Here is a 16,497-nt window from a genome sequence, read left to right on the forward strand (position 1 = left end):
ACAGTGAATCGAAACCACCTTCGCCGACGATCGAAATGATCTGGGTCGCCACCTGCTCCCATAAGCCAATCGCCGCATCTGCAACTTTTTCAGTCGGCTGTGCCGTGAGACTTTTGATTTTCTGGTGCCGCAACACGTCACTGGTTTCCATAAAACATATCAGTAAGCTGTCGATGCAGGGATGTTGGTGGAATGCCGCGTCGCCCGCTCCCGCTACTTGTGCGGATCGGAGGTGCCGCCGCCTTTGAATGCGGGGCCAGCAAACTGGACAATGCAAGCCGCAAATGCGGCAAGTGGATTTTTCATGGGAAATCTAAATCGGGTTTATTTTCAGGAATGGCTTGAGGTACAGCCGGGTCGAAATCAGCACTGCACCACTATAACGGCTCAAGTGTAGGACGACGCCCTGGCGCCGTGTGTTCGCCAGCGCACGGACCGCGTTATAAATTTGTTTCATGCTCAAGCCAAATGACGCCAAGGCCCCGCGCGTGCCTTGCTCGTAGCTTGCGCTGCGGGCAACGTCATTTGGCGTGGCGGCGCTGCCAACGCGCTGGCCGCAATGCGTGTCTGTGCGCCAGAGACATCTGGACAACAACAGGAGGTATCGGCATGACTGACGTTCGCAAGGGGCAAGCCCCCGCCACTTTGTCGCGCGATGAGTTTGGCGTGCGTTACCGAGCCCCTTTTTTTGACCCGGCGTTTGCGCCAGAGCAGTCGGCGATTTCGCGGCTTGAAGAGATTGCATGGATCGCGTACAGCGAAGGCCGCAAAGCACCCATAACGCGGCGGGCCGGGCCCGGTTACGCTGACCCTACCTACAAGTTGTCTGAAGACTGGCTGGCCACCAAGCAGGCGATCGACTCGGCCGAGGCCACGTGGGCCGAGCCGGACAACCCATCGCGCGTGCTGGTGGTATGCGGCTCGGCGCGCAATGACGGCACCTGCCCAGGCGAAATCTCAAAAACATTTCGCCTGAGCAACTGGGTGTGCGAAGCGTTAGAAGGCGCCGGCATGCAAACTGACCTGCTGGACCTGAGCCTGCTCGTCTCGGAATACGGGCGCAACATCTACCCCTGCAAGGGCTGCGTTTCAACGGCCATGCCTTTGTGCCATTGGCCCTGTAGCTGTTACCCGAACCACGCGCTGAATCAGACCAACGACTGGATGGCCGACATCTACCCGCGCTGGGTGGCTGCCCACGCCGTGGTCATTGTCACGCCGGTGTACTGGTACCAGAGTCCCAGCCCCTTGAAGCTGATGATGGACCGGCTGGTATGCGCCGATGGCGGCAATCCGGATCCGACATCCACGTCCGGAAAGAAGCCCGCCAAGGCCAAGGCGCTGGAACTGGCAGGCTGGTCGTATCCGCAGCATCTGGCGGGTCGCGCCTATGGGCTTGTGGTGCACGGCGACGTGGCTGGCATTGAAGGGGTGCGGCGCGGGCTCTCGGACTGGCTGGACTGGATGGGCTTGATTGATGCCGGCGCACAGGCTCGCCTTGACCGATTCATCGGCTACTACGAGCCTTACGCCACCAGCCATGAAGTCTTGGACCGCGATGCCGCCTTGCAGCAGGAAACGCGTAACGTGGGTCTGGCTGTGGCCCATGCGGTGCAGGCACTGCGCTCAGGCCAATTGCAGGCGGTCCAGCCCAAACAGCCACGACCCCGGCCCAAATAAGTTGAGCGTGGCTAGTCAAGCCACGCCAACGTGCGGTGCCGAACAGACAAATGTTTGACGGATCGCTATTCTCGTTTCGGGATGTGGGTAATCAGGCCCACGTTTCAGTCAGTCTTTACCACGCATATCTTGAAGGAATCAATCATGAACTACGTCGAACGCGACACATACGGCATGTACAAAACCAACGCAGTCAAAGGGCCCGGCCCAGAACTGATGGGGGCCAACACACTGAACGGAAACGACGTCTACAACCACCTGGACGAAGATCTGGGTGACATCAAAGAGATCATGCTCGACATGCGCAGTGGGCGGGTGGCGTACGCCGTGCTGTCATTCGGTGGTTTCCTCAGCATGGGCGAAAAGCTCTTTGCCGTGCCGTGGAGCGCCCTGACCCTCGATACGGAGAACAAACGCTTTGTGTTGAACGTTGACAAGGCACGACTCGAAAGCGCCCCCGGGTTCGACGCGGACCAGTGGCCCGACATGGCCGACCAGTCGTGGGCAAAGGGCATTCATGCCTACTACGGCACACAGCCCTACCCGGACGATGTGCAGATGTAGCCAGGGGGTGCGCCACCATGGACAAGAAAATCACAAGACGCAAGCCCGCACGGGGCGCGGCCCCGGGCAAGCCGGGTTCCACTGCGCCTGACGAGACCCGTGCTGCCGGTGGTGAACTGCACCAGCACGTCCACGGCACTCACCCCGCACTGACGACCAACCAGGGTCTGGTCGTCTCGGATAACCAGAATTCACTGCGCGCCAACCCGCGCGGCCCGACGCTTCTGGAAGACTTCATTCTGCGCGAGAAGATTACGCACTTCGACCACGAACGCATCCCCGAACGCATCGTGCATGCGCGTGGCACGGCGGCGCATGGCTACTTCGAACTGACCCAGTCGCTCGAGTCCTACACCACGGCCCAGGTGCTGACCGAGGTGGGTGTGAAGACCCCTATTTTTTCCCGCATCTCCACCGTGGCCGGGGGTTCCGGCTCGTCCGACACGCCACGCGATGTGCGCGGCTTTGCCATCAAGTTCTACACGCAACAGGGCAACTGGGACCTGGTGGGCAACAACATCCCGGTGTTCTTTATTCAGGACGCCATTAAATTCCCAGACCTGATTCATGCCGTGAAGATGGAGCCTGATCGCGGCTTTCCGCAAGCGGCAACCGCGCACGACACATTCTGGGACTTCATCTCGTTGACGCCCGAGGCCATGCACATGGTGATGTGGATCATGTCGGACCGCACCCTGCCGCGCTCGTTGCGCATGGTTGAAGGTTTTGGCATTCACAGCTTCCAGTTGGTGAATGCGGCGGGCGATGTCACTTTTGTGAAGTTTCACTGGCGGCCCAAGCTCGGTCTGCAATCGACGATCTGGGACGAAGCCTGCAAGATTGCCGGTGCCGACCCCGACTTTCATCGCCGCGATTTGTTCGAGGCGATTGCTGCGGGCCAGTTCCCTGAGTGGGAGTTTTCGGTGCAGTTGTTCACCCAGGAGGAAGCGGATCAATTTCCGTTTGACCACCTGGATGCCACCAAGCTGATTGCGGAGGAACTGGTTCCCTTGAAGGTGATTGGCCGTTTTGTGTTTGACCGCTGGCCCGACAACTTTTTTACTGAAACCGAGCAGGTTGCATTTTGCCCTTCGCATGTTGTACCTGGCATCGATTTTTCAAATGACCCGCTGCTGCAAGGCCGGTTGTTTTCTTACCTGGACACGCAGTTGTCGCGCCTGGGCTCGCCCAACTTTCACCAACTGCCGGTGAACGCGCCCAAGTGCCCGTTTGGCAACCAGCAGCGTGACGGGCATATGCAGATGGGGCAGCCTCTGGGCCGTGTTTCGTATGAACCCAGCACTTTGTCCAAGGACTCGTCACGCGAATCGCCCTCCAAGGGGTTTCATAGTGCGGCGGTACCTGAAACTGGCAGCAAAGGCCGCATCCGCGCCGAAAGCTTCGCCGACCATTACAGCCAGGCGCGGCAGTTCTATCTCAGCCAAACAGCGTATGAGCAGGCGCACATCGCCTCAGCGTTGGTGTTTGAGCTCTCCAAGGTCGAACATCTGCACGTGCGCGAAGCGATGGTAGCTCACCTGCAACCTATCGATGCGGACCTCGCCAACCGAGTCGCGGCGGGTCTTGGGTTCGACAAAATGCCCGATGCGCCGGTAGCCGCAGCGCCAGTGCACGAGATGGCGTCTTCGCCCGCCTTGCAGATCATCGGCAAGATGAAAGACACGCTGATGGGCCGTGCGATTGGCATCCTGATCGCGGACGGTTCAGACGGCGCTGTCATCAAGGAGATTGCAAAGGCCGCCACCGATGCCGGAGCCAGTGTGAAGATCGTCGCACCCAAAGTGGGCGGCGCGAAGCTCGCCGATGGCTCGATGCTGGCGGCTGACGGCCAGCTGGCGGGTACGCCTTCTGTGCTATTTGACGCGGTCGCCGTAATCCTCTCCGAAGCAGGCAGCAAGGCACTATCGATGGAAAGTGCCGCAATCGATTTCGTGCGCGATGCTTTCGGTCATCTCAAGGCAATCGCCGTCGACACAGGCGGCCAGGCGCTTCTGAGAGCAGCGAATGTCGGACAGGACGCAGGCGTTGTGGATGCCAACGACAAGAACGCATTTATTGCTGCGGCAAAGACGCGCCAGTGGGAGCGGGAAAAGTCCGTTCGAACCTTGGCATAAAAGCAATGAAAAACTCAGGAAAAGTTCAACGGCTGAAGGATAGATTGAGCAATTCAGTGGCAATTCAATTACGTTAAAAGAGGAGAGTCGTACATGGATAAGTATGCAAGATTCGGCACCATGATTGTGGTCGCAACTGTCGTGATGTTGGGACTTATGTACTTGAACACTTACAGCTTGGACCATCTGTTCTTTAGCGAGACACGTGCCTACATGGCGCTCGTGATGGGGGCGGCAATGGCCGTCATCATGCTGGGGTTCATGCTGAGCATGTACACCAACCGGCAGGTGAATATCGGCATTGTGGTTGGCAGTTGCATCGTATTTGCCCTCGCGCTCTGGCTCGTCCGCAGCCAGGAGACCGTGGAGGATGTTTCCTGGATGAAAGCCATGATCCCGCATCACTCGATCGCGATCCTGACCAGCGAGCGTGCGCATATCTCAGACCCGCGCGTGCGGGCGCTTGCCGACAGCATCATCAAGGCCCAGCGCAAAGAAATTAGCGAGATGAAGGGGCTGATCAAAGACCTTGAGAGTAAGTAATAGCGATTACGCGCGGCGGGCTCATGCCGATTCATGAACTCGCCGGTTTGCCTGCGCTGAGGCTGGAGATGGATGAGGGTTTCGGGATGGCATTTTGAGCGAGGTACGCGGATCAACTCTCTGTTGTGCGTTGACTGGCCGCCATGCTCAACTGTCGCGTCCAGGTCGCCAAACTCTCCAGAAGCAGACGAATCAGTTTTTGACTTGATTCATTGATAAGTTTGCCTTGTGCATCGAATACTTTTCCGGCATCACCAGCCTGGGCAATCATGATTTCCGGCTGGTTGAGCTGGAACATATTGAGGGCCACAAGCATCTGGCGCAGGTGGTATTGCGCTCTGGCCGAGCCGAAAACGCTTACCGAGGCGCCCATCACCGCCACCGGTTTGCCCGACCAAGCGCTGTCGCCGAAAGGGCGAGAGGCGCAATCGATGGCATTTTTCAGCACCCCAGGCACCGAATAGTTGTACTCCGGGGTGCAAAAGACGATGGCATCGGCCTCACGTATCTTCTTTTTGAACTCGATCAGCCGGGGAACTGGTGTGGTCTCGTGGTCCTGATTGAACATGGGGATGCCTTCCAGATCAAAAATATCCAGTGTCACGTCTGGTGGCAGAAGGCTCTGGGCAGCAACCAGCGCAGCGCGGTTGTAGGAGTCGCGTCGAAGGCTTCCGGGAATACCGAGAAATTTGAGGGATTTTTTCATTGCAGGTTGCTTTCAGTTTGAAGTTAGATGCCGAGCGCGCCTGGACTTTGAAGGGACGCCATGATCACGGGGCGTCCAGTGCCCCAGTCTTTGACGTCAAGCTGGGTACCGTCTTGCGTGGTGAGTCGACTCATCGCAATTCCTTTCGGGATGCCTGCAAATATTGCAGAGGGCTAAGACCTGCATCGTGGACGCGCAGCGCAAAAAGGTCTGTACGTCATCGCACACAAATGTGTGCCGTTATTCAAATAATGCAGACCCTGCCGCAGTCAATCAACGGCACGCAGCGCCAGGACGGCATTCGTGCCGCCGAAAGCGAACGAGTGCGACAACATGGTTTTGCCCGCTGCACCTGGGCGTGCAAGGTTGGGGACATAGTCCAGATCGCACTGCGGGTCCGACTCCTGCAGATGCATGGTGGGCAAGGCGACGTTGTGCCGCAGCGCTAACAGCGACAGCACGAACTCCAAGGCGCCGGCTGCACCCAGAAGGTGACCGTGCAGCGCCTTGGTTGCGCTGATCGGGATTTGATCCGCTCTGGCGCCGAAGACCAGCTTGATGGCCGAGCTCTCGACACTGTCGTTGGCCTGGGTGCCGGTGCCGTGGGCGTTGATGGAATCAACAGCGTGCAAACTCAGGCCCGCAGATGCCAGTGCCGAACGGATCGCTGCAGCCTGTCCGTCCACACTCGGGCGCGCAATGTGGCCTGAATCGGTAGTGAGCCCGTAGCCAACAATTTCCCCGTAGATGGTGGCACCGCGCGCCAGGGCGTGATCCCATGGTTCCAGGACCACCAAGGCCGCGCCTTCACCCAGCACCATGCCGCTTCGGTTTTTGGAGAAGGGCTTGCAAGAAGTGGCAGGGTCAGCAGCGTCTACGCTTGCCAGCGTGTGCATGGCCTCCCAGGCTTTTAGGGAACCCAGAGACAGCGGCGCCTCTGAGCCCCCGGCGATGGCTACATCCAGCACGCCGCTGGCCAAACGCAGCCAAGCTTCTCCGATAGCCACACTGGAAGAAGAACAGGCCGTGGAATAGGTCAGGTTAGGGCCGCGCAATTTGTGTTCGATCGCAATCCAGGCCGCTGGCGCGTTATGCATGCCCTGCAAAATCATCATCGGCTTGATGCGGTCGGACTGCTGACCATACAAGGTCTGGTAGCCGTCATCCATGGACAAGGTCCCGCCCATGCCGGTACCCAGAAAAACCCCGGTGCGCTCACGCTCCAGTTCGGTCAGTTCGCACCCCGCATCCGCGAAGGCACGGCGGGCTGCCACCACCGCAAACTGGCTCACACGGTCCAGCAGGCGTTGCTGAGGTGGCTCAAAATGGTCAGCGCCGTCGAACTGTACCGTGGCCGCCAACGGTGCTGCCATCCGATGCGCATCTGGAATGTCAAGGTGGTGGATGCCCGAACGTCCAGCGCGTGCGGCCTCGAACACCTCATGGGGGCTATGACCCAAGGGCGACACAACGCCGATGCCCGTAACAGCGACGCGCCTCATGGTGTCGGCTGAGGATTCTCTGTCATCGTCATGGAGGATCCTGCTTGAGCGTCGCGGGCCGCGATGAGATCATCGATGAAGCGCACGACCTCGCCAAATGTTGTCAGCGTTGTTGCTACGTCGGGCACCGTCAAACCGAACTCGTCCTCGATGTTGAATACCAATTCGGCCATACCCAGGGAATCGACGCCCAGGTCCTCCAGGCGTGCATCATCTGTCAGCTTGTCGGGATCAAGCTTGTAGTCTTTGACAAGCAGGGTACGTATACGGTCTATGGTGGTCATGGACTTTCTCCTGGCAGTGGTTTAAATGCCTTGTATGGCCGATTCCGGTCGGCCGCGGGTGCCGTTGTCCTGGGTGCTGCGGGCCAATTCAGCGATGTTGGTGGCATTCACAGCGCAGTTGATCTTGCCAGCCCAGGTCGCGCCTTGGGTCATCAGTGACGGCCAGTGGGTCAACAGCATCAACAAGGCCGCAGAGGTTGCCGGTCGCATCGCCAAGTGTGCAAAGGCGCTTGCAAGCCGCATCCGGGGCACGAACGTCCTGCGCCATTGGGCTGCATAGTCCTCGCGCACAGCGCGCTGCCATATTGCGCCGACCGTCGCCGCATTCGACGGCCGGGCTTGCACCAGCTTGTCACATAGCAACGCGGCGGACTGTAAGGCCATGCTCATGCCTTCGCCAATGATGGGGTGCGCTTCTCCGGCTGCGTTGCCGATGCGAAAGACCGTTTCCTTGCTTTGCAAACGCACACCCGGTGCAAGCGGGCCTGATGCCATCCAGGCACCTTGGCGCACCGCACCTTGCAAAGCATCGTCCACGCCCTGGCATTCGCGCTTGAGCATGGCCTCCATCACTTCACCAGCAGGTTTGCCGGGCGCCGCGTGCCGCAGTGCATCCAGGCGATCAGCGCGAATGCAGCAGGCCAGCGTTACGAGGCCATTGTCTGCTAGCACCATGCCGCCATATCCGCCTTTGAAGAGCAGTACTGGCAGCAGCCCGGGAGCCAAGGCCGCACCACCAAAATTGGCCTTGAACGCCAGCAGATCGCTGCCGCTGCGGGCCAGCCGCTGCACCGCGCGATCCGCAGGCAGCGGCTCCCAGGACCCATGGGCAAGGATCACCACCGGAGCCTGAAGGATGGCCAACCGCTCGGATACAGCTTCGCGCACCGTGCACTGGTGAAATCCGGCTGCACCGTTGATTTTCTGGACCGCCCAGGGTTGCAATACTTCAGCACCCACAGCTCGTGCACGTTCGAGCAGCATCGTATCGAGAACTTCCCGGCCCAGCGCCCGACCCCAAGGGTACCGGGCATGAGGAGCTGCGGGTAAATCGGCCACCATGCTGCGCGCGCCCCGCATCACGGCGGTGTGGCGCAGTTCTGGTCCGGCCCGGGCCATGAATTCAGGTCCGATACCCAGTGCATCCAAAAGGGGCAGGTTGCTCGCTGCCACACATTCACCGCACACTTTGCGGCGCGGGAAGACCTGCTTTTCAATTAATGCGACCGACCATCCTGCTTGGGCCAACAGGATGGCGGCACTCGACCCAGCGGGCCCCGCGCCAACAATGAGAGCATCGAAACGGGTCTTCATGGGCGCGCATCCGCATGCATACTGTCTGTTCGTGCCGCGCTAAAGCAGTGGCTAAAAAGGCCGGCGGGGTATTCTCCAAGCGTCCAGTCTTCTTCCACCCCCGGCCAGAGCGTGCACAGTTCCTTGTTGCGAAACCCTGCCCGCACACTCAGCACGGCATCTTCCCGCGTGACTGCATTGGCGCCCACTGCACCCACCAAGTGGCTTCCAGCCAATGCCAGCCAGGTACGGTGTGGCTCGCAGGCGAAGAAGTAATCTGTACGCGCAGCCACTGCACCCAGCACCAGGCTCAACTGCGGATCCTCGAAATGGTGCAGAAAGAGGTTGGTCACAATCAGATCCCAGCGCGCCGTGTAAGGCGTCAATCCCGCCGCGGGTTCTTGCTTGGCCCAGTCGAGTACATCGCCCACCTGTGCGGTAACACGCCAACGGGCGCCGGCATAGTGCCGCTCAGTGGACGACGCCAGCAAGTTATGCCGGTCCAATAGCGTCAGGGAGACAGCCGGCCACGCGCCCTTGAGCGCGCGCGCGACGCCCAACATCAGGCTGCCGTCGCCAGCGCCAATCTCCAGCACTTGCAGTGGCGGCGAAGAGGGGGAACCCGAGCGCCGTAGGGGCATTTTGCGCAGTGCGTGAAGCAGTATTCTCTGCGTGCCCATGACCCGGTGCAGACGCTGCAAGTCCCTGCGTGAACGCTGGGCCCTGGGGTCTTGCATGCCCAGGTCATCCAGCAATTCAGGAAGAACGGTTCGGGCCATCGTCATCACTGAACCTGCAGCAATGCACCGTGGCAGCTAAAGCCCGCTCCGAACGATGACAGCCACCACCAACCGCCCGGCGCACTGTCGGCCAGCGCGGCCTGAAGAACGAAATAGACGAATGCGCTGGAGAGGTTGCCGTATTCACGCAGCATGGCGGCGCTGTAACGCAGGTCTGAACTTTGCAGCGCAAAGTGGTGCTCGACCGCCTTCAATACGTCGCGTCCACCCGCATGCATGATCCAGGTGTTGATGTCATGGGGCTTCAGACCGGCACGTTGCAACACCGTGTGCAGCACGCGCAGGGCATGCTCGGCGGCTAGCTCAGGTACCGCGCGCGTGAGCACGTTACGAAGCAGCCCGCCGCGTGTTTCGAACTTGAGTGCGTCACGATGAGACGGGTCCACCACCGAAGTGCTGTCCATCCATTCGATGTGGCGTGTGCCCACACCGGGGCTGCGCGACAGCACGGCAGCGCCGGCACCGTCCCCGAACAGGCAGGCGCTGATGATGACACCGGCGTCATTGTCCAAGTACATCGCCGCGCTGCTGACTTCGACGCATACCGACAAGACATGCGCACAAGAACCCGATGCCAGTAGTGCGCGGCCCAGCTGCATATTGGGCAGAGCCGCAGCACAACCCTGGCCCACCAAATCGTAAGCCTGAACATCAGGGCGCAGACCCAGCCCTTCAACGACGTAGCCAGACAGCCCCGGGCAAAGATAGCCAGTGCAGGTGCTCACCACCACGGCATCGATCTCATTGGCATCGACTTTTGCGGCTATCAGTGCACGGGTTCCTGCGCAGACCGCTAACTGGGGTGCATGGTCGAGGAAACGCCGCGCCAGCGTGTCGGGATCGATGTGGAACACTTCGTCCAATGAATCCAACGCGAGGCGCCGCGCGTCGATGCCGTTGTCACGCTTGAGAACAGTGCGCGCAACGAGGTGAGAGCGCGCGTCCAGTCGGTTGAACCATTCAGACTGTTCGAACGCCAGCAGGCATTGGGCCTTGGTATAGCGCGTCGCAGGGGTAGCAGTCCCCACTGCGCGAATGAACATGCTGCCAGCGGCAACGGCAGCGCCGGTCATTTGCCGGCCCAGGTATTGGATACATCGGAATAAACACAGCGAAATTTCATCATAAGACTATGTTACAACTGCCAAGCGTGGGCGGTCCGTGCGTTGCCGTACATAGCCGTTGCCGCAGTTAACAGCAAAAATAGTGACTCGACTTCCATTCGGAAGATTTTCATTAAGCAGACTCGATTTACTTAGAACACTCGGTTTCAGTCGAACAGTTCCTTCTAGATGGACTTTCCCCGATAGCCCTGACCCTCGTTGCGGCCCTTGATGTCATGTTCGTTGGCGCTGCGATGGCACTCGACGCAGTTGTCGTATTTGCTGATGCCTTCTTCAACATGCTCGCGTCGGATGTTGGTAGGGGTGTGCTCGTGGCAGCCATAGCAGGTGTAGGCTTTGTAGTCGTTGCGCACATGGCAGGTGACGCAGCGCGCGCTGTGGTCCTTGTCCAGGGCGAAGTTCTTTTTGTGGTCAAAGGTGGCCGGGGTCCATTTGTCCTGGTTGTGGCATTGCAGGCAGTTGCCGGTGATTTGCTGGTGCAGCGCATCTGCAGGTGCCTTGTGGCAAGCCTGGCATCCGTCGCGCGCTTCCTTTTGGAGCAGACTGTGGTTGAACCGGCCGGGTTGGGCAAAGCGCTTGACCCCCGCGTGGTCGCTGTGGCAGGCCACACAATCCTGCGAGATCAGCTTTTGGTGAAACGCGGCGAACGTGGCGGGCTTGGCAAGCGCCAGACCCTTGCTGCTCAGGCGGCCAATGTCAGCTGGTTTGTGGCAACTGATGCAGGTGGCCGAACTGGCCCCGGTGAATGCGGAGTGGCAGGCAAAGCAATCGCCTTCTAACGCCTTGTGTCCGGGAATTAGCTTGCCAGGCCCGACCATCAAATGCGGGTAGATGAACACCAGCGCCGCCAGCAGTGCCAAATTGATGGCCAGAATGATCTTCAACGTGCGGCTCATACCCAGCCCCAGAACAGGAAGATGCTAAGAATGTGACCCAGCGCCAGCACCGCAAACACGATGAAGATCGGGATGTGCACCTTGCGCCACTGGGCCATGGCATCGAGCGTGACCGCATCCCAGAACAAGGCTTGCTCGACCTCCGGCTTGGACATGCCACGCAGTGCAAAGTGATTGCGCTCACCCTGCACGTGCTGGCGCGAGCGGCTCAGCAGCATCTTGCCCACCATGCCGCTGACCACGTTAACGCTCATGGCCACGGTGGCCAGCCACGGCAATATGGCGTTGAAGTGCACTCCGGCATGAATCAACACCATGAGTGAGCCCAGCCAGGCACTGAACTCGTGCATTTTCAGCAAGGTTTTGGGGTTGCCAGAGGTGACAACCTTGCGCTTGCGCAGCGAGTAATAGAGCGAGCCGATGATCAGCAGCGTGCCAGGAATGCCCAGGTAGCGACCGACCCACACCAGATTGAGCCGATGCAGCAGATAGTCGCCCGCCAAGGTGGCTGCGGCCAGCACGCCCAGCAGCAGGCTGAAGGGCAATACGTGTTCACGCCAAAGAGAACTTTTCATTTACAGATCCAGGGTGACATCGGTTTTGGGCGTGCAGACGCACAGCAGGCAGGTGCCGGGTTCGGGATCAAAGTCGGGTGCGTTTTGGTAGGCCACTTCACCCGTGTTGATGGTGGTCTGGCAGCTTGCGCAGCCGCCAGCGCGGCAGCCAGAGTTCACGGCTATGCCGTTGGCTTCGGCCAGTTCAAGCAGGGTGCCGCTGCCGGCTTGCCAGGGCAACTGTTTGCCCGTCTTGGAGAACGTCACTATCACTGTGGCGTCTGCTGCGCCAGATGCCCGGGTAGTCAGTGTGGACGTTGCCGTCAGCGCGGATTTCTTGCGCTTGATGGATGCCGGCCCGAACGCCTCAAAGTGAATGCGCGCATCGGGCACGCCCCAATCTTCCAGTGCCGGCACCAGACTCTCCAGCATGGCCGTGGGACCGCAAATGTAGAAGTGGTAGGGCTTGAGCGGCAGCAGCCCGCGCAGCAGTTCCACATTAACGCGGCCTTGTTGTTGGTGGTTTTGTCCCAACACGTCTTGTGGCCCTGGATTGCTGAGGCAAATGTGCAAATGAAAGTTCGGATGCAGCGCTGCCAGCGCTTCAAGGTGGGGTTGCGCCATCAGTTTCAGGCCTTGGCGCACGCCATAAAACAGCCATAGCTCGCGTCCAGGTTGCTCAGTTAGGCACCAGTTCAGCATGCTCAGCATGGGCGTGATGCCGATGCCCCCGCCAATCAGCACCACGGGCGCGTCACTGCGGTTGATATGAAAATGCCCGGACGGAGCGCGTACCTGCAGAAGACTGCCCACCTGCACCTGATCGTGGAAGAAATTGGAAGAGCGTCCGGGCGGGAACTGGCTGTTGGCGGGTGCCGGTGCGCGTTTGATGGACACGCGGAAACCGGTCGGGCGTGGCGCATCCGAGATTGAGTAGCAGCGGATGACGGGCTCGGTGTCGCCTGTGGGTGAGGGAGCATCAAGGCGAAAAGTCAGAAACTGGCCCGGCAGGAACGGCGGCATTGCGTGCCCGTCTTGCGGCACCAGATGAAAGGAGCAGATGTCCTGCGTGGCATCTTCCACTGCCTTGTGCGTGACCATAAAGGTGCGCAAACCAGACCAGCCCGGAACAAGGCTGTCTGGCTCGTCAATGAATGTACTTGGCTGAACTGGCAAGCCGCCGTCCAATGCGCTGTTGCGCAAGGTTTGATAGTCCACCCAGTGGTGCCAGAAGCCGATGCTGAGGTAGATCGTCAGTTGCAGCAGGATGCCGCCAACAATCCAGAGCAGCAGATAGAGCGAGGTCATGGTATGGCGCCGCGCCGGATACAGGTTGTCGCAGACGCGCAGACCAACACATGGGTAACACCAGAAAAACACACCAGGGTCTGAAACACTTTGACTTCTTTCTACTTGACCCAGTGAAGCGTATGTCTGCCACCTTAAATCTTTCTTAACCGTTAACTGGACTACTTGGTCGCAGATTCCGAATCAGGTTAGCGAATGTTTTCAGTTCACCCTGCCATCAACCGGTAAACCAGGTCGCCCGTGCTGACCGTTTTGTATTTGCGCATCAGGCGGGCGCGACCAATTTCTTTAATGCGCCGTGGCTCAATAAATGGTCGTGATGGTCTTCGTCATAATTTGAATTAGACGGCTTTGCATTTTTAATTGGTCGGAATTCAAGCCCAGCATCCAGCGGCACAGGCTTGCGAAGCCACGCACAGCGCAAAGCCTCACAGACAGGCACTTGAAGCGCAAAACGGTCGGACAACTGTGGTGCGCAGGCGAGACGGGCAAGGGTGTTGAGGTTGAGTCGAACTGGGTGGCACGGATGAGGCCGTCTGGCGCGATCAAACCCAGTCCCGCATGGCAACGTTCACGACATCGCGTCATAACCGTGGCGTTTGTTTTGAGTTGGAGGCCAGATGCCGATGAATTGGAATCTGACCTCCATGACTCGCATCACTGCGCATGGGTGCATTATTTGATGTAGAGTGATGCGGTTATTGATGCTAAAGGCGAACTATGCGAACCACCCTGACGATTGATGATCAACTCTTTGCCAAGGCCGTGGCGCTCGCAGAGCCTGGAATCGACAGGTCTGAACTGATCAGAGAATGCGTCAAGGCGTTCATTCAGCGGCAGACGGCCCGTCGCCTGGCTGCCCTGGGCGGTCAAGCTCCTGATGTCGAGCTCGCACCGCGCCGACGTGAAGAAACGCCAACGGCATGAACGTGCTCGTTGACACCTCTGTCTGGGTTGATCACTTCAAGCGGCGCAATGAGCGCCTGGTTGCTTTGCTTGAGGAGGGCGTGGTCGTATGCCACCCCTATGTGGTGGCGGAAGTTGCCTGCGGGACACCACCGAGTCGGCGAGCCATCATCGCCATGCTGGCCGAACTCGAAAGCACGCCTGTCGCGACGCCCGATGAGCTACTGGCACTGATGGAGCGCCGCAACCTGTACGGTCGCGGTTGTGGCTTCGTTGATTTGAGCCTGCTGGCATCCGTGCTGCTGTGTGAGCAAACGCTGGTCTGGACTTTGGATAAACGACTTGAGTCAGTGGCCACCGAACTGGATCGGGCCTACCGCCCAGCGCTTCACGCCTGAGCCTCAATTGCAATTTGCCCCCCTGCACAGGCGATGCAAAATCAATTTTCTGCAAATCAGTCTGGAGTTTGATGTGAATAGGTCACGCTGGAACCCGGCAAACGTGGTGGCAGGACCTGCATTCGCGGCCTGCGCTTCACGGTGTATGACACCCTGTCCATGCTGTTTTGAGTCGAAGGCCAGATGCCGGTGAATTGGAATTTGACCGCGCCATTGCGCAGCAATGAGAAAGAAAAGGTGGTGACAAAATGACGCCACTAAATTACACTGGGCGCATTGCAAAAATACCTTATATGGAGATTGCCATGCTAGCTCAAACGGGCAAACGACTCACCACACGACTGACTGACCATGTGCTGGACAAACTGCAAGTGGCAGCCGATCTCGTGGGTGCGACCCTGAACCAGTTCGTGGTGCAGGCCGCGCTGGAAAAAGCGGATAAGGTCATTGAAAGTGAATCCACGATTGTTCTCACTCGCAGGGAATCGTTGCGACTCATGGAGATGATGGAAAACCCGCCCCCGCGCAACGAAAAATTCCTGCAAGCGCAGGCCCGTTACCTGAGGATAAAGAATGCTGGTTCTATCGCTGAGCCAATGGCATGACAGGAATGGATTTGACTGCGGCGATGCGCAACTCAATGGCTGGTTTACCCAGGTAGCCATGCAGCATAAAGAGAAGGGCGTTTCCTCGACTTTTGTGGTTGCCACCAACGGGGATAGTGCACAAGTTCTTGGCTATTACGCCATCAGCATGGCTGAACTGGTCAATACTGACTTGCTGGCGCAGCATCGCAAGCGCTTGCCTACCAAGGTGCCAGTTTTCCGACTCGGGCGATTGGCAACTGACAAAGGCCAACAAGGCAAAGGTATCGGGGCGTTCATGCTTTTTGATGCCATTGACCGCGTCACACGCATTGCCAGTGAGGTGGGTGGGATTGGCTTGGTTGTCAATGCGAAACCCCCAGCAGTCGAGTTTTACAAGCGCTATGGGTTCGAGCAGATGGCAGATCATCCGCTGAACTTGTTCTTGTCGATTTAAATCAAAACCCAAAACCCAAAACCCAAAAACCTGTGACGGATAGGACTTCCAACCGCATGAGCCCAAGTATCGCACCCCAAACCGTACTGATAAAACGGGTTTCCCCTGAATTGATCGTCTGATATCCCCAAGAATTTTCGCCCACTCATCCCAAACCACGCTCCGGGCTGCCTCCGAACACAGCCCCACCCCGGCGCAGTCGTCGCGCCCCACCTTTTCAGGCTCACCAGTCTGTGCGCTGATCGTCGGGGTGATCGGGTGCTGATTGACTGGTCATATCCCAGTCCGGCAAAGCCTCAACACCCTCCCCCGTCTCCTGCGCACCACACTCGTCCCATAGCGGCGGCCCGCGTGCCGGAGCGATGCGGGGAGCTTCTGGGGCCACCCCGATGTGCTCCAGTATCTTGTGGATGTCGGCACTGAACGTAATGAAAGCAATGATGCGCATCTGGCCCCCGCACATTGGGCAGATCAGCGGGAACACCTCATAAATGCGCGCAATCAGTGCCGCCCACAGGTAATGCGATGGTGCCCGTGGTTTGGGTTTGGCTTGCGGCTCAGGCTGGAGCGCACGACCCCTGCAAAAACGGCTCTGCCAAACCCGGCGCTTACGGCACCGTGCTGGAACTGGCCCAAGAGCGCACCGAGTTGCAGGACGCGGCGGCGCTGAAGCTGCTGGCGCAGTGGCCCACCATGCAAAGCGCCTATGCCGGGGATGAATACGTCGTCAAGATGCGCGACAAGGAAATCCGCACCGCACTCA

19 protein-coding genes and 1 pseudogene are annotated in these 16,497 nt (G+C 58.9%); 10 read left to right on the forward strand and 10 right to left on the reverse strand.

What is annotated here, in order from left to right:
* The first annotated feature begins 609 nt into the window (after positions 1 to 609).
* The 4 genes from GZ093_RS17220 (at position 610) to GZ093_RS17235 (ending at position 4,922) form a co-directional block, all read left to right on the forward strand.
* Positions 610 to 1,680: an NAD(P)H-dependent oxidoreductase gene (locus tag GZ093_RS17220; RefSeq protein ID WP_296488346.1), complete on the forward strand. Its 1,071-nt coding sequence runs from the start codon at positions 610 to 612 to the stop codon at positions 1,678 to 1,680.
* 144 nt (positions 1,681 to 1,824) lie between these two features.
* Positions 1,825 to 2,244, forward strand: a complete 420-nt coding sequence (locus GZ093_RS17225) for a PRC-barrel domain-containing protein (RefSeq protein ID WP_296488350.1) — start codon at positions 1,825 to 1,827, stop codon at positions 2,242 to 2,244.
* Between the two features lie 17 nt (positions 2,245 to 2,261).
* The gene (locus GZ093_RS17230; protein WP_296488352.1) at positions 2,262 to 4,379 is read left to right on the forward strand and encodes a catalase; all 2,118 of its coding nucleotides are present in this window, start codon (positions 2,262 to 2,264) and stop codon (positions 4,377 to 4,379) included.
* A 93-nt stretch (positions 4,380 to 4,472) separates the two neighbouring features.
* Entirely contained in the window at positions 4,473 to 4,922 is a 450-nt protein-coding gene (locus GZ093_RS17235; protein WP_296488355.1) for a DUF305 domain-containing protein, read from the forward strand.
* A gap of 112 nt (positions 4,923 to 5,034) precedes the next feature.
* Here the strand turns inward: GZ093_RS17235 and GZ093_RS17240 are convergent, their stop codons facing one another.
* The 9 genes from GZ093_RS17240 to GZ093_RS17280 form a co-directional block, all read right to left on the reverse strand.
* Positions 5,035 to 5,628, reverse strand: coding sequence for an NAD(P)H-dependent oxidoreductase (locus tag GZ093_RS17240; RefSeq protein WP_296488357.1), 594 nt, complete (start codon positions 5,626 to 5,628; stop codon positions 5,035 to 5,037).
* 269 nt (positions 5,629 to 5,897) lie between these two features.
* Entirely contained in the window at positions 5,898 to 7,130 is a 1,233-nt protein-coding gene (locus GZ093_RS17245; protein ID WP_296488360.1) for a beta-ketoacyl-[acyl-carrier-protein] synthase family protein, read from the reverse strand.
* Positions 7,127 to 7,414 carry a phosphopantetheine-binding protein gene (locus tag GZ093_RS17250; RefSeq protein ID WP_296488364.1) on the reverse strand — a complete coding sequence of 96 codons (288 nt, stop codon included), beginning with the start codon at positions 7,412 to 7,414 and terminating at the stop codon, positions 7,127 to 7,129. The genes GZ093_RS17245 and GZ093_RS17250 overlap by 4 nt, the downstream gene beginning before the upstream one ends.
* Positions 7,415 to 7,435: 21 nt before the next feature.
* A complete protein-coding gene (locus GZ093_RS17255) occupies positions 7,436 to 8,728 on the reverse strand; it encodes an NAD(P)/FAD-dependent oxidoreductase (protein WP_296488367.1) in 1,293 nt (430 codons plus the stop codon).
* On the reverse strand, positions 8,725 to 9,492 hold the full coding sequence (locus GZ093_RS17260) for a hypothetical protein (protein ID WP_296488369.1): 768 nt from the start codon (positions 9,490 to 9,492) through the stop codon (positions 8,725 to 8,727). Before GZ093_RS17260 ends, GZ093_RS17255 begins: the two co-directional genes overlap by 4 nt.
* Positions 9,492 to 10,580: a 3-oxoacyl-[acyl-carrier-protein] synthase III C-terminal domain-containing protein gene (locus GZ093_RS17265; RefSeq protein WP_296488372.1), complete on the reverse strand. Its 1,089-nt coding sequence runs from the start codon at positions 10,578 to 10,580 to the stop codon at positions 9,492 to 9,494. Before GZ093_RS17265 ends, GZ093_RS17260 begins: the two co-directional genes overlap by 1 nt.
* A gap of 215 nt (positions 10,581 to 10,795) precedes the next feature.
* A complete protein-coding gene (locus GZ093_RS17270; RefSeq protein ID WP_296488374.1) occupies positions 10,796 to 11,527 on the reverse strand; it encodes a cytochrome c3 family protein in 732 nt (243 codons plus the stop codon).
* Positions 11,524 to 12,102: a hypothetical protein gene (locus GZ093_RS17275; RefSeq protein ID WP_296488376.1), complete on the reverse strand. Its 579-nt coding sequence runs from the start codon at positions 12,100 to 12,102 to the stop codon at positions 11,524 to 11,526. Before GZ093_RS17275 ends, GZ093_RS17270 begins: the two co-directional genes overlap by 4 nt.
* On the reverse strand, positions 12,103 to 13,389 hold the full coding sequence (locus GZ093_RS17280) for a 2Fe-2S iron-sulfur cluster-binding protein (protein WP_296488379.1): 1,287 nt from the start codon (positions 13,387 to 13,389) through the stop codon (positions 12,103 to 12,105).
* Positions 13,390 to 14,109: 720 nt separating this feature from the next.
* Between GZ093_RS17280 and GZ093_RS17285 the strand changes: the two genes are divergently transcribed.
* From GZ093_RS17285 to GZ093_RS17305, 5 genes are all read left to right on the forward strand, one after another.
* Positions 14,110 to 14,316 (forward strand): type II toxin-antitoxin system VapB family antitoxin, encoded by a 207-nt coding sequence (locus tag GZ093_RS17285; protein WP_296488382.1) that lies wholly within the window; start codon positions 14,110 to 14,112, stop codon positions 14,314 to 14,316.
* Positions 14,313 to 14,693 (forward strand): type II toxin-antitoxin system VapC family toxin, encoded by a 381-nt coding sequence (locus GZ093_RS17290; RefSeq protein WP_296488386.1) that lies wholly within the window; start codon positions 14,313 to 14,315, stop codon positions 14,691 to 14,693. Before GZ093_RS17285 ends, GZ093_RS17290 begins: the two co-directional genes overlap by 4 nt.
* A gap of 87 nt (positions 14,694 to 14,780) precedes the next feature.
* The gene (locus tag GZ093_RS17295) at positions 14,781 to 14,864 is read left to right on the forward strand and encodes a hypothetical protein (RefSeq protein WP_296488397.1); all 84 of its coding nucleotides are present in this window, start codon (positions 14,781 to 14,783) and stop codon (positions 14,862 to 14,864) included.
* Positions 14,865 to 14,941: 77 nt separating this feature from the next.
* Complete coding sequence (locus GZ093_RS17300) at positions 14,942 to 15,298, forward strand: DUF1778 domain-containing protein (protein ID WP_296488389.1); 357 nt, start codon at positions 14,942 to 14,944, stop codon at positions 15,296 to 15,298.
* On the forward strand, positions 15,267 to 15,734 hold the full coding sequence (locus GZ093_RS17305) for a GNAT family N-acetyltransferase (RefSeq protein WP_296488392.1): 468 nt from the start codon (positions 15,267 to 15,269) through the stop codon (positions 15,732 to 15,734). The genes GZ093_RS17300 and GZ093_RS17305 overlap by 32 nt, the downstream gene beginning before the upstream one ends.
* A gap of 223 nt (positions 15,735 to 15,957) precedes the next feature.
* On the opposite strand, the pseudogene GZ093_RS17310 reads toward GZ093_RS17305, so the two are convergent.
* Positions 15,958 to 16,296 (reverse strand): annotated as a pseudogene (locus tag GZ093_RS17310) (IS91 family transposase); the annotation flags it as partial.
* Between GZ093_RS17310 and GZ093_RS17315 the strand changes: the two are divergent.
* The coding region (locus GZ093_RS17315) for a hypothetical protein (protein ID WP_363261013.1) at positions 16,263 to 16,497 on the forward strand (235 nt) is incomplete at its 3' end. The pseudogene GZ093_RS17310 and the gene GZ093_RS17315 overlap by 34 nt on opposite strands.

It is taken from the genome of Rhodoferax sp., assembly GCF_010365055.1.
GTDB lineage: Bacteria > Pseudomonadota > Gammaproteobacteria > Burkholderiales > Burkholderiaceae_C > Rhodoferax.

Excerpts from the sequence above, each read along its gene's own strand:
- GZ093_RS17220 (WP_296488346.1), top strand. The coding sequence starts at position 610 with ATGACTGACGTTCGCAAGGGGCAAGCCCCCGCCACTTTGTCGCGCGAT.
- GZ093_RS17225 (WP_296488350.1), top strand. The coding sequence starts at position 1,825 with ATGAACTACGTCGAACGCGACACATACGGCATGTACAAAACCAACGCA.
- GZ093_RS17230 (WP_296488352.1), top strand. The coding sequence starts at position 2,262 with ATGGACAAGAAAATCACAAGACGCAAGCCCGCACGGGGCGCGGCCCCG.
- GZ093_RS17235 (WP_296488355.1), top strand. The coding sequence starts at position 4,473 with ATGGATAAGTATGCAAGATTCGGCACCATGATTGTGGTCGCAACTGTC.
- GZ093_RS17240 (WP_296488357.1), bottom strand. The coding sequence starts at position 5,628 with ATGAAAAAATCCCTCAAATTTCTCGGTATTCCCGGAAGCCTTCGACGC.
- GZ093_RS17245 (WP_296488360.1), bottom strand. The coding sequence starts at position 7,130 with ATGAGGCGCGTCGCTGTTACGGGCATCGGCGTTGTGTCGCCCTTGGGT.
- GZ093_RS17250 (WP_296488364.1), bottom strand. The coding sequence starts at position 7,414 with ATGACCACCATAGACCGTATACGTACCCTGCTTGTCAAAGACTACAAG.
- GZ093_RS17255 (WP_296488367.1), bottom strand. The coding sequence starts at position 8,728 with ATGAAGACCCGTTTCGATGCTCTCATTGTTGGCGCGGGGCCCGCTGGG.
- GZ093_RS17260 (WP_296488369.1), bottom strand. The coding sequence starts at position 9,492 with ATGACGATGGCCCGAACCGTTCTTCCTGAATTGCTGGATGACCTGGGC.
- GZ093_RS17265 (WP_296488372.1), bottom strand. The coding sequence starts at position 10,580 with ATGACCGGCGCTGCCGTTGCCGCTGGCAGCATGTTCATTCGCGCAGTG.
- GZ093_RS17270 (WP_296488374.1), bottom strand. The coding sequence starts at position 11,527 with ATGAGCCGCACGTTGAAGATCATTCTGGCCATCAATTTGGCACTGCTG.
- GZ093_RS17275 (WP_296488376.1), bottom strand. The coding sequence starts at position 12,102 with ATGAAAAGTTCTCTTTGGCGTGAACACGTATTGCCCTTCAGCCTGCTG.
- GZ093_RS17280 (WP_296488379.1), bottom strand. The coding sequence starts at position 13,389 with ATGACCTCGCTCTATCTGCTGCTCTGGATTGTTGGCGGCATCCTGCTG.
- GZ093_RS17285 (WP_296488382.1), top strand. The coding sequence starts at position 14,110 with ATGCGAACCACCCTGACGATTGATGATCAACTCTTTGCCAAGGCCGTG.
- GZ093_RS17290 (WP_296488386.1), top strand. The coding sequence starts at position 14,313 with ATGAACGTGCTCGTTGACACCTCTGTCTGGGTTGATCACTTCAAGCGG.
- GZ093_RS17300 (WP_296488389.1), top strand. The coding sequence starts at position 14,942 with ATGACGCCACTAAATTACACTGGGCGCATTGCAAAAATACCTTATATG.
- GZ093_RS17305 (WP_296488392.1), top strand. The coding sequence starts at position 15,267 with ATGCTGGTTCTATCGCTGAGCCAATGGCATGACAGGAATGGATTTGAC.